A 10,548-nucleotide genomic window follows, 5' to 3' on the forward strand; every position below is an offset into this window, starting at 1 on the left:
TAGGACTTACGCAACTGGCATATTTTTCCTGTAGGGTGTGTGACGCTGTGAAAATATCTGAACGTAAGAATCAGACTTATAGCGTCACGCACCAACCACCAATTGTGACACTTGCGTAAGTCCTGTGATATTTTCAGATATTCTCAAACATACGAGATTATTGTGAAGTGAAGAACTCCCCAGTAAATTTCAAGGCTAATTAACACACAAACAGTAAGTGGAGTAAAAATATCTGAGGATGATTTAATAAATAAAATGGGGCGATCCTTTAAAATATTGCCACTTATCCTGAGAAACACCTCACTTCTTTTATCAGCTAATTATGAATCAAGTACTGCGTTGCTTATATAAAACTTTAAGATCAGATCGTATGATGAGTGTGTAGCTCCGATTCCAAAAACCTTTTGTTATTGGACAGGGTCAATCAACAGAATGTTACTTTTCCCAAACAAACAATCATAAATATAAGGTTGCGACAAAATCTTGATATTCCGCAGGTTAACTAGATGCAAAATACCCGTCTTAATAACTTAGTAGATGCTGTCCTTGTTCGTTTACGACGATGGTTCTTCAATCCTTGGCGACGAATATCTTTGCTGATCATCACTTTTCTATTCGGATTTTTTCTGAGTACAGCACTTACTACAATTGCTGGTCAAGAAGGTGATACAGATATTTTAATCTCTGGTATCTTAGTACTAATGATGGAAGTTACCAGCAGAGCATTTTATATCCGCGCTTGGAAAGATAGACGTGCGTTATGGATAGAACTGCTAAACTCTCTGAAAATCGGTTTTACCTACGGTATATGTGTTGAAGCCTTCAAACTCGGATCGTAGTTTTTTCTACTTACAAGTAGATATTTGTAAGTAAAGATTTATAAGTAAAGATTTATAAGTAAAGATTTATAAGTAAAATATCGTTTTGCGTGCCAATTTTCAGGTATTCAAACTATGAATTCTTGGCTGAGAGAAATTTTAACAGCAGAAATACCAAATAAAAATTGCCTGCAAGAAGCAATAAAAGCAACATTAGCAAATAAATCAGCAGCACAAGCCTTTGATATTACAGCAGTCAACGTCAGCGATCGCATCCAACAACGCTGGGAATTATTTAAGTCTACAAGTCCTGATTTCAGACGATTTTGTCAAACTAAGTTACAAAAAAATTTAGAAATAGAAGTAGAAGAAATGCTCCCAGTTTTTTGGGACTATTGGTTACCTATAGCAATCCAAATTGCAGAAAAGCATAAAGAATTACAACGCCCTTTTATTCAAGGAATTTTGGGAGGACAAGGAACTGGTAAAACAACCACTTGCGCGATCCTTAGCTTAATTCTTTCAAAATTAGGTTATCGAACCCTGAGCTTATCCATTGATGACCTGTATAAAACTTATGAGAAACGCTTAGAACTGCAACAGCAAGACCCCCGACTAATTTGGCGTGGTCCACCAGGAACTCATGATATAGAAATTGCTTTAAAGTTATTCGATCAAATTCTTCATAACCAAAGCCCCTATGAAGTACCTCGTTTTGATAAATCATTACATCATGGAGCTGGCGATCGCACAATTCCAGAAATTGTCGAACATGTAGATACTATTTTGTTTGAAGGTTGGTTTGTTGGAGTCAGACCAATTAACCCAGAGTTATTTAACAATCCACCCCATCCCATTGTTACGGATGAAGATAAAATATTTGCTCGGGACATAAACGCCAAATTATTTTATTACTTACCACTCTGGGAAAAATTGGATAGTTTGATAGTTCTTTATCCAGTTAATTATCGCTTATCCGTGGAATGGCGCAAGCAAGCAGAACAACAAATGATTGCTAGTGGAAAATCGGGAATGTCCGATCCAGAAATCGAGCAATTTGTTAATTATTTTTGGCGTTCCCTGCACCCAGAATTATTTATTACCCCCTTATTAAAATCAGCCAAATTGGTAGATTTAGTTATTGAAATTGAAGCAGATCATAGCTTTAGTAAAATTTATCAGCCACTGGAAGCTTGATCGATTACCATTACCAATTACCAATTACCAATTACCAATTACTCATTCTCCTGAATTTTCTCAACTAAATCATAAAATGGCTGCCAATTATCTTCTTGAGTTATTGGTTCCCAAACGGACTCAATAACTGGTCTTAATATTACTGCTTTTGGGTTATGTCGATTCAAACATCGAGCAATACTAGCCATTTCTTCAGCAGAAGAATTTGTCAAAATCCGATGGTAGGTACCAGTCCAATTTAAAAATAACTCCGATGAACCTAAGGATTGTCCAATTTCTGACTGACCAAGGATCGCACTTGCATTATCTTGCCATTCATTAGAAAAACCAGTAGCTAGATCGGCAAAAAAGTCATGATAACTAATTGGATAATGCTTTAAGAACTCGATTGTATTCTTTAGAAGTTCGTTCCCATCTTCTATGGACAATGACTCAAAACCGAGTTTTCTCAACATTAAACTTCGATATTGAATTGCATAATAATCATCAAACTTTGCTAACCCCGCACTCATATCTGCTAAATCAATTACAGCCATCAAAGGAGTTTGCAACATCTCCAAATTTAACTTACAAATACTTGGTTGATGACCGTAGCAATAACGTCGGTAATAGTCAAAATAAGCTGCAGTAAAATAGGGGTCGTAGCTGGGAATAAAAGCATAGGGACCATAATCAAAACTTTCCCCAGTTATTGACATATTGTCCGTATTCAGAACTGCATGACAAAAACCCGCAGCCATCCATTGAGCAACTAGTTCTGCTACTCTTTGAACTAGATCGGCATAAAATAAAGCGTATTTTTCTTGTTCTCCTACTAAATGAGGATAATAATATTCGATGACATGATCTAAAAGTTTTTTAGTCAAGTCTGGGCGTTGAAAATAATGCAAACGCTCGAAGGTTCCAAAACGAATATGGGAACGACTCATCCTAATCATCACTGAGGAACGAGTAGGAGAAGGTTCATCACCTCGCCACAAGGATAAACCTGTTTCAACTACACTTAAACAACGGGAAGTTTTCACTCCCATACGATGAAGCATTTCAGCAGCTAAAACTTCTCTTACCCCACCTTTGAGGGTTAACATTCCATCTCCACCCCGAGAATAAGGAGTTTTACCAGAACCTTTAGTTCCAAAATCGTAGAGTTCGCCATCAATTCCGCGCAATTGTCCGTAAAGAAAACCCCTCCCGTCACCCAATCTTGAGTTATACTCACCAAATTGGTAACCATGATAACGTAGTGCTAGCAAGGGTTTGCGCTGCTCGAACTCACCAAAAGCGACGGTAAAATGTTCGTCTGTAATGGTCTGTGGGTCTAAACCCAGGGCTGGCAAAAGTTTATTATTTCGCCAGCGCAAAATATGTTGGGGAAATTCTGCTGCTGCGACTTCATCGTAGTAATCATCCCCCAAAGATTCCAACGCGGGTTCGTAGTTAAGGTTGAGAAAGGGGTTGCTAAAGATTTTGTGGTTTGAAGTTTCAGCCAGAGTCATTAGAAACAAAAATTTATCTATTCTTCTCTAAATATTATCTGTTAATTATTCTAGGGAAGAAGAACATAAAGAAAGAGATGCGATCGCGCCAATGCGCAGTAATGTTTTATTTTTGATCGCAATCATCAACTCTTAGAGATTGCATTGATAATTATGATTAATCAAACTAGTAAGAATATGGTCTTCCCACTTTCCGTTAATTACTAAATAGTCTCTTGCATAACCGTCCACTACAAAGCCTAGCTTTTTGAGTAAATTCCCACTGCGTTGATTGTGAGGCATATAATTTGCCATTATGCGGTGCATATTTAACGAGTTAAATACATATTTGATTGCTGCTTCAAGTCCTTCTCTCATGTAGCCTTTACCCTGTTCTGCTTCTGCGATGCTGTATCCTAAGGTACAATACTGTGCGGCACCTCTCACAAAATTACTAAAATTAATTGAGCCAATAATTTTACTTTGGTTAGTCCTGAGGATTGCAAACAACCTTAGTGAATTATCGTTAATAAAACCATGGATATTTTTCTCAACTTGTTTTTCCCAAAATTCATAAGTGAAGAAATCTTCTGCCCATATCGGATAAAAGGGAGTCAGATATATCTTATTTTCTGTATAGTAACTTAATACTTTAGGTATATCTTCTTGCGTTGCTAGTCGCAATAATAAACGTTCTGTGTTTAACAATGGTAATTCTTTCATAAAATTAATAAATGCCAAAATAAATATGAATTGACTGATTATTCCAGCACATGACATCAATAGAATAAAAAACCTACCTTTTATACGCAGAATCAATCAATATCAATTATTCGATTTGAAAACATCTTATTTATTATTGAGGTATAGTAGTGGAACTAATATCGATAAATCTGTTATTTTTCCCCGATTATCTTAAATAAGGAGGAATTACACGATCTTGTCAAATTTCAAATTTGTTCTATCGGGTAGAATGGTTCTATTTTAATTAAGATTACCTACGATCCCATTTTGTTTTAAAATTATTAAAAATAGTTAGATGACAAAAATAAAAAGTGAAAATTGGAGACTTCGAAGAAGATGTCTTTGTTTAAATAGTAAATTCTCAATACAGCCCAATAACGAAAAAAAACAATAATTTGGCGAAAATATCTATCTTTAATTTACAGAGTAGGACTAACACTACATACAAATGTTAAATAAAAGTTAATTACCTGTTAAGCTGAAGATCTTATCCACCTTAGGAATGTGGATTCACCGTAAAAATAAAATTTAGTTAGCGTCTGGCGGAAAATACACGGCATACCTTAAGTCTTGCATGGTGTAATACCCAAATTTAATCAAAACTATAGGTTATTAAATTCTCATTCCTTAAGCAAATTTTGCCAAAAGTTTATTTTGATAGACAAGAAATTAATCTAAAGAGGTATAAGAGTGGAGACAATAGTAGAGCAACAAAAACTAGATAAAAAGCTTGGCATGAAAGTTGGAGATCGCGTTCGCGTTAAAGAATCCATTATTGTTTATCATAATCCAGAACATCGCTCTGAGGCTTTTGACATCAAAGGTATGGAAGGTGAAGTTTTGAAAATTGTGACCGAATGGGAAGGTAGACCAGTAAGTGCAAATCTACCAATTTTAGTTAAATTCAATAAGAAATTTAAAGCTCACTTGCGTGAAAGTGAGTTGGAAGTGATTCAATAAAAAGTTAGTTAAGAAAATTTTCTATCTGCGGCGAAACCATTGAAAAATGTTCAGTTCGCCGCGCATTCTTTCTAATTCTTGACGATGATTTTCTGCCGTAATTTGATACCACTCACAATGGCGTTGAAATTCTAATCTGTCTTCTACCTCACTGTAAAATTCTCGCGTTGCTTGATATGCGGCTAAATTCTCCTCTACCTCAGGCTGTTGCAATGGTACGATATGGGTTACTTCTTGAGAAAAATTTTTCATAAATTTTGTTTTTAATAATATAGCGTCCGACTAGTTAGTTAGAATTAAGCACTCATTTGAGTCTACCAATAATTTCATCATTCACTCCATCGCTGGTATTGGATTTATCTTGTTTTCGCAGCTATTCTCCTCATGTCTGGAAAAACTTTTTGAAGGTTTGTTTTACTCATTTGTCAGTAAGCTGTGTAAGCTCCTAGTTAAAGTGCAAAAAAAACACAGATACAAGCATAAATACTTGTTTTTTATCAATAATTTGATTTATGTCGTCCGCAATACTTTTTCTTCAATTCCTTCCTATACTCGGACAAATTTTCATTAATAATATTATGTCCAAAAATCAACTAATGCCTAAAAGTTAACTTTGAAGATGCACCCGACTTCACTTACAAAAAATTCTGTATTTAGAATTTAAATCAGTTTCCATGGTCTTGGATTTAACTAGTTAAAAATGAAGAGATTTATGGCGACGGTTGAATCAAAAACTATGGTAAGGAAGTGAATCAAATAAAGTACAAAAGTAGGGTGCTGTTAGCATCGCGTAACGCACCATTCCAAATTTCAGAATTACAGGTTATTAAATTCTCATTCCTAACGATGGTAATCACCTTTATGTTAATCGTGGTATTGGATTTAGTGATATTCCTATAAGAATTAATTGTCGACCAGAAATTACCTTATTTACTTTATGCTGCCAGTTAATCAATTACCTTAATGTGAAATAAATGATAATTGACAACTGGTGACTGATAACTGTTCTACAACCAACCCCGTAATCGATAAACAGCTAATCCAATATATTCTTTAATAACTCTAGTAAGTTTATCTAAATTGCTGCTTTCAGGGATAATACTTAATATTGCAGCTTTGGGGGTAGCACTTAGTTCTGCTAATTCGCCCTCACTGACCAAAAAATCAGTTGGTGCAGGAATAGCATCAATTTTCTGCTTCTGAAAGATTAGTAGAGAACGGGGCATATGCATAGCAGAGGTAACTAATAAAACCTTTTTAATATTTCGTTCTACTAAAATTTTCTTGACATTGACGGCATTCTGATGGGTATTAAGAGAATCTGGTTCCTCAATTAATGCTGTTGATGGTATACCAATAGAAGTCAGGATATTTGCCATATCCGTCGCCTCCGATGTACCGCTACCTCTCCAATCAATCCTACCGCCACTGAGAATAATTAAGGGGGCTTTATTCTGCCGATAGAGCTGAGCAGCATAGATGACGCGATCGCCCTGTTCTAGTAAGTCTACTGTGGGTCGGGGAGGATGTGCCGAACGTGTAGAACCACCCAAAACTATAATCGCTTCTGCTGTAGGTAATTCACGCGGTGGTAAATGTTGCCATTCAAGACTTCTCACTAAATATAATGGAATCCAACCATTACTGCTAATTAATACAATTAATAATGATAAAATAATAGAAATTCTGGCGATTAGTGGTCGTTTCTTCATAAATATGAGCGCTACCACTAAAGTCAAAGAAATTAGTCCTAAAGGATAAATAAATAAAGGCAGTAATTTAGAAAGGTATAGAAACATAGAAGTATTTTGTGACTATTCAAACAATGAACCCAAATATTAAACATTTATAGCGTTCGCATCATCAGTCACAAATATATATTAGTACTAACTATTATTAATTAATCTATTAATTCCTTCTCTATTTACTGTGATCTAAAACACTACATTTTCTGGTTAGGACATTTTCATTTTCCCTGTTCCCTTTAGATTTAAAATCTTTGAAAGCACTTTAATGATGTTATAAACAGTAAACTTAGAAGCATAAATTTAGCGTCATAAATGATAAGCACGATCGTGATGTGTGACGGATTGTACTCCGGACACACCAACAATCAATTTTCACTTATCAAGCGACTCAATTTTAATAATTAATCTAGCTTATATGAAATATTATTTTTCCCAGAATTGACTACCTTTACGTCGGCGTATGCGGCGAGTAGTCCTTCTTTTTCTTTTAATTGCCCGATGACTGACAATATCATCGTCACTGTTTTCTCCTTCTTCTTCTGGTAATTGATTTCTTGTATCTTCTCGACTTCCCCACCAAGCGTAAATCAATCCACTGCCAAAACCAGCAACTCCCCCCAGAAAAATACTTATAGGGGTAGCATAACCAGCAATTACAAAGCCCAACATAAAAAACAACCAGAATTTCAAACCCGCGTCTATACCGTCCGATGAAGCAACATACTGAGTACGGGTGGTATTTTTGTTGGAAGTTGATATGGAAACTAAGATTAAGCCGCCGATTGCGCCCAAGAATATACTGAGACCTACATTTTGGAAAGCGTTATAAAACACTAAACTTAAAAATAACGCAAATATCAGTATGGAGATGAAGTTTTGCGAAAGTGCCGGAAATTTACCGGAGTTATTTTTGTCTGCTGCCATGAGTTAAAGGCTATTGGGAAATAACTTTTTCTAATTGTGCCGCGTGCGGTTGAGTTGTGTCCAAAATTGTTAAATAAGTTTTTTCTTGGACAGTGAATTCTTCTGCTCGATCCAATTGAGATGATAATAAATCAGGTGTGGCATCGGCAATATCACCAGTACGCTTATTTAAACGTTCTCGCAATGTTTCTTCCGGAGCAACACATTGAAGGATCTTGCATGGAATTTTACTTTCCTCAGCCTGGGAAATTACATTACCGCGTAAATGTTGTCGGTCATACTTAGCATCTAAGATGACTGTAAAACCCTGTTTAGCAAGCAATATTCCTAATTCTGACAGTCTATTGTAAGTTTTTTCGGTCATTTGTGGAGTATATAACTCATCTCCACCTCGTTCTAATAAGGGAATTTGGGCTAAGTGTTTCCTTACTGCATCTGAACGGATAATAACTGCGCCTAATTCCCGAGATAGAAGACGTGCTGTTGTACTTTTTCCCGAACCGGATACACCGGACATGATAAATATTTGTCCTTGACGAGGTTTGGTGTATTCCCACGCTTGCTTGTAATATTCAGCAGCAGTTTTTGCTGCATTATCTTTCACATTCCTTGGGATTCCCGGATCGTCCAATAGGAATGAAGTTACTTTAGCCCTAACGTAAGCTTGACGACTCAAATATAAAGGTAATAATTGTAAACCTTCCCAATCACCAGTTTGTTCGATATAGGTGTTCAGGAATGCATTAGCATAATCTTTCCTACCTCGTGCTTCCAGATCCATAATCGCGAAAGCAATATCGTACATAACATCAACGAAGCGAAATGGTTCGTTAAACTCAATACAATCAAAAAGTAATATCCGATCTTGCCACAGACAGATATTATTCAGATGCAAATCCCCATGACATTCCCGAATATATTTATTTTCAATCCTGCTACTAAATAATTCTGGAAATTTAGCAAAGAAATTATCTGTGTAAGATTTAGTTTCATCAAACTGAGCTTGAGTTTGAGGTCCACCAATATATTTTTCAGTTTGTTCGTAGTTCTCATCGATGGAAGCACGAACCTGTGAAACCTCACCAAAACTTAGAATATAATCATTGCTCTCGGTAACGGCATGATATTGAGCAACAACCTTACCTAAAGCTTCAATATGTTCCTCAGTTAATTCACCCTGATCGAACATATGACTTAACAAGGCGTTATCGGGGAATTGTTGCATTTTCAGCACATATTCCACTGCATCACTTTCACCCTGTAAATGGTATTGTTCACCATCCAAAGTAATTGGTAAAACTTCTAAATATAATTGTGGGGCTCCCCTTTGATTTAAACGTAGTTCCTCTTGGCAAAAATTTTGCCGTTTTTCCAGACTGGAAAAATCCAGGAAACCGAAGTTTACTGATTTTTTAACTTTATACGCATAGTCCCCAGTCAGTAGCACGTAAGAAATATGAGTTTGAATTAATTTAATCGGTTCTTTTACCGGATGAGGATAAAAACCGGGCTGTAACATTTGCTCAATTAAAGCCGGAAGGGAAGCCTCTGACATTTTCTTTGGGAATTTAAATATACTTATTGCTACTAGATTACTGCGAACTGGGTAAATAAAAAAATTAAAAACCAGGAGATAGCCCCTGGTCAATTTGATTCTTATATCGTCTAGCTAGCTTCTTCAGTTCCAGCATTTGATTGCGCGGTTTCAGTAGATGCACGGGTTTGCAATACTTGAACCACGAGTTGTTCTCTTTCTCCAGGAATTTTTACACCCTCAGGTAAAACTACTTCATGTAAGTGCAAGCTTTGACCTACGTGCAAATCAGAAATGTTGATTTCAATTGCTTGAGGGATATTATCGGGCTGACAATTTACTTGTAGTTCAGTTAAAGCTGTGTCTAGAACTCCCCCCTCTTGTTTAACACCTATAGCATCACCAACAAATCGCAGTGGTACTTCCACAGTCATTTCACCGTGACCTGCAACTGCAAAAAAGCTCAGATGGTAAGGTGTACCTTTAACAGGATGAGTTTGAACTTCCCGTAATAAAGTTTGACCTTCCCAAGGAATATCGGTAACTTTCAAGTCAATCAAAGTATTGTTGACGGAAGCTTGTCGAAGTAAGTTTTCGACAGTTTTAGCATCCATCGTTAAAGCAACAGACTCTGTACCTTTGTGACCGTATAAATTCGCTGGAATTTCTCCAGAACGGCGTAAAGCTTTTGTTTTACTACCTTCTGGGCGTTGTTTACATTCAATAGTGAGTGTCATGACTAATGTTCGCTCTTATTCTTCAGTTGTTACAGGATACCGCAACAGGGTGCCCTGAAATTACAGGCAAAACTTATATTGTACATCTAAATATTTCTTGCCCTGTGAATTATAGCGCTACGTGCAAGTCATTAGCGTACCTACGGAGCCGTTACCTATCGCTGCTCTACGTTCCAAACGGATCTACCTCGCCGCAGGCTAAGCGTGTGTCCATAGGACATAAATCAAAAGCTCATAACTCAATAGCTTTAAAGGATTTACCAATTTTCTAACTTTATTACGTGGTGCTGTATATAGCGGTTTTCATTTGAATCAAATACATTTTCTAATTCCCAAATGTAGAGACGTAAAATTTTACGTCTCTACGAGGTGTACTACACTCAACCGAAAACCGCTATATTCAGTTGAGGA

The 10,548-nt window shown here is 36.4% G+C and carries 10 protein-coding genes; 3 read left to right on the forward strand and 7 right to left on the reverse strand.

The genetic code is table 11. The features are described from left to right. Positions 1 to 506: 506 nt before the first annotated feature. Complete coding sequence (locus QNJ50_RS27155) at positions 507 to 839, forward strand: DUF565 domain-containing protein (RefSeq protein WP_300641887.1); 333 nt, start codon at positions 507 to 509, stop codon at positions 837 to 839. Positions 840 to 953: 114 nt separating this feature from the next. Beyond that, positions 954 to 2,015 carry a glycerate kinase gene (locus QNJ50_RS27160; protein ID WP_300641890.1) on the forward strand — a complete coding sequence of 354 codons (1,062 nt, stop codon included), beginning with the start codon at positions 954 to 956 and terminating at the stop codon, positions 2,013 to 2,015. A 38-nt stretch (positions 2,016 to 2,053) separates the two neighbouring features. On the opposite strand, the gene QNJ50_RS27165 is transcribed toward QNJ50_RS27160, so the two are convergent. Both QNJ50_RS27165 and rimJ read right to left on the reverse strand, forming a co-directional pair. Then, positions 2,054 to 3,511 (reverse strand): YdiU family protein, encoded by a 1,458-nt coding sequence (locus QNJ50_RS27165; RefSeq protein ID WP_300641892.1) that lies wholly within the window; start codon positions 3,509 to 3,511, stop codon positions 2,054 to 2,056. A gap of 132 nt (positions 3,512 to 3,643) precedes the next feature. After that, on the reverse strand, positions 3,644 to 4,213 hold the full coding sequence (gene rimJ / locus QNJ50_RS27170; protein ID WP_300641895.1) for a ribosomal protein S5-alanine N-acetyltransferase: 570 nt from the start codon (positions 4,211 to 4,213) through the stop codon (positions 3,644 to 3,646). Positions 4,214 to 4,918: 705 nt separating this feature from the next. Between rimJ and QNJ50_RS27175 the strand changes: the two genes are divergently transcribed. Further along, on the forward strand, positions 4,919 to 5,194 hold the full coding sequence (locus tag QNJ50_RS27175) for a ferredoxin-thioredoxin reductase variable chain (RefSeq protein WP_300641908.1): 276 nt from the start codon (positions 4,919 to 4,921) through the stop codon (positions 5,192 to 5,194). Positions 5,195 to 5,215: 21 nt separating this feature from the next. Here the strand turns inward: QNJ50_RS27175 and QNJ50_RS27180 are convergent, their stop codons facing one another. The 5 genes from QNJ50_RS27180 to QNJ50_RS27200 all read right to left on the reverse strand — a co-directional run bounded on the left by QNJ50_RS27180 (position 5,216) and on the right by QNJ50_RS27200 (position 10,137). After that, positions 5,216 to 5,446 carry a hypothetical protein gene (locus tag QNJ50_RS27180; protein ID WP_300641898.1) on the reverse strand — a complete coding sequence of 77 codons (231 nt, stop codon included), beginning with the start codon at positions 5,444 to 5,446 and terminating at the stop codon, positions 5,216 to 5,218. A gap of 755 nt (positions 5,447 to 6,201) precedes the next feature. After that, positions 6,202 to 6,993 carry a YdcF family protein gene (locus tag QNJ50_RS27185; protein ID WP_300641900.1) on the reverse strand — a complete coding sequence of 264 codons (792 nt, stop codon included), beginning with the start codon at positions 6,991 to 6,993 and terminating at the stop codon, positions 6,202 to 6,204. A 372-nt stretch (positions 6,994 to 7,365) separates the two neighbouring features. After that, the gene (locus QNJ50_RS27190; RefSeq protein ID WP_300641902.1) at positions 7,366 to 7,866 is read right to left on the reverse strand and encodes a hypothetical protein; all 501 of its coding nucleotides are present in this window, start codon (positions 7,864 to 7,866) and stop codon (positions 7,366 to 7,368) included. Between the two features lie 10 nt (positions 7,867 to 7,876). Then, positions 7,877 to 9,421 carry an AAA family ATPase gene (locus QNJ50_RS27195; protein ID WP_300641904.1) on the reverse strand — a complete coding sequence of 515 codons (1,545 nt, stop codon included), beginning with the start codon at positions 9,419 to 9,421 and terminating at the stop codon, positions 7,877 to 7,879. A gap of 110 nt (positions 9,422 to 9,531) precedes the next feature. After that, positions 9,532 to 10,137, reverse strand: a complete 606-nt coding sequence (locus QNJ50_RS27200; RefSeq protein WP_300641906.1) for a 50S ribosomal protein L25/general stress protein Ctc — start codon at positions 10,135 to 10,137, stop codon at positions 9,532 to 9,534. Positions 10,138 to 10,548 lie beyond the last annotated feature (411 nt).

The sequence above is a fragment of the Mastigocoleus sp. MO_188.B34 genome (assembly GCF_030065675.1).
GTDB lineage: Bacteria > Cyanobacteriota > Cyanobacteriia > Cyanobacteriales > Nostocaceae > Mastigocoleus.

Coding starts and splice junctions, on each gene's coding strand:
- QNJ50_RS27195 (WP_300641904.1), bottom strand. CDS start 9,421: ATGTCAGAGGCTTCCCTTCCGGCTTTAATTGAGCAAATGTTACAGCCC.
- QNJ50_RS27160 (WP_300641890.1), top strand. CDS start 954: ATGAATTCTTGGCTGAGAGAAATTTTAACAGCAGAAATACCAAATAAA.
- QNJ50_RS27200 (WP_300641906.1), bottom strand. CDS start 10,137: ATGACACTCACTATTGAATGTAAACAACGCCCAGAAGGTAGTAAAACA.
- QNJ50_RS27155 (WP_300641887.1), top strand. CDS start 507: ATGCAAAATACCCGTCTTAATAACTTAGTAGATGCTGTCCTTGTTCGT.
- QNJ50_RS27190 (WP_300641902.1), bottom strand. CDS start 7,866: ATGGCAGCAGACAAAAATAACTCCGGTAAATTTCCGGCACTTTCGCAA.
- rimJ (WP_300641895.1), bottom strand. CDS start 4,213: ATGAAAGAATTACCATTGTTAAACACAGAACGTTTATTATTGCGACTA.
- QNJ50_RS27185 (WP_300641900.1), bottom strand. CDS start 6,993: ATGTTTCTATACCTTTCTAAATTACTGCCTTTATTTATTTATCCTTTA.
- QNJ50_RS27165 (WP_300641892.1), bottom strand. CDS start 3,511: ATGACTCTGGCTGAAACTTCAAACCACAAAATCTTTAGCAACCCCTTT.
- QNJ50_RS27180 (WP_300641898.1), bottom strand. CDS start 5,446: ATGAAAAATTTTTCTCAAGAAGTAACCCATATCGTACCATTGCAACAG.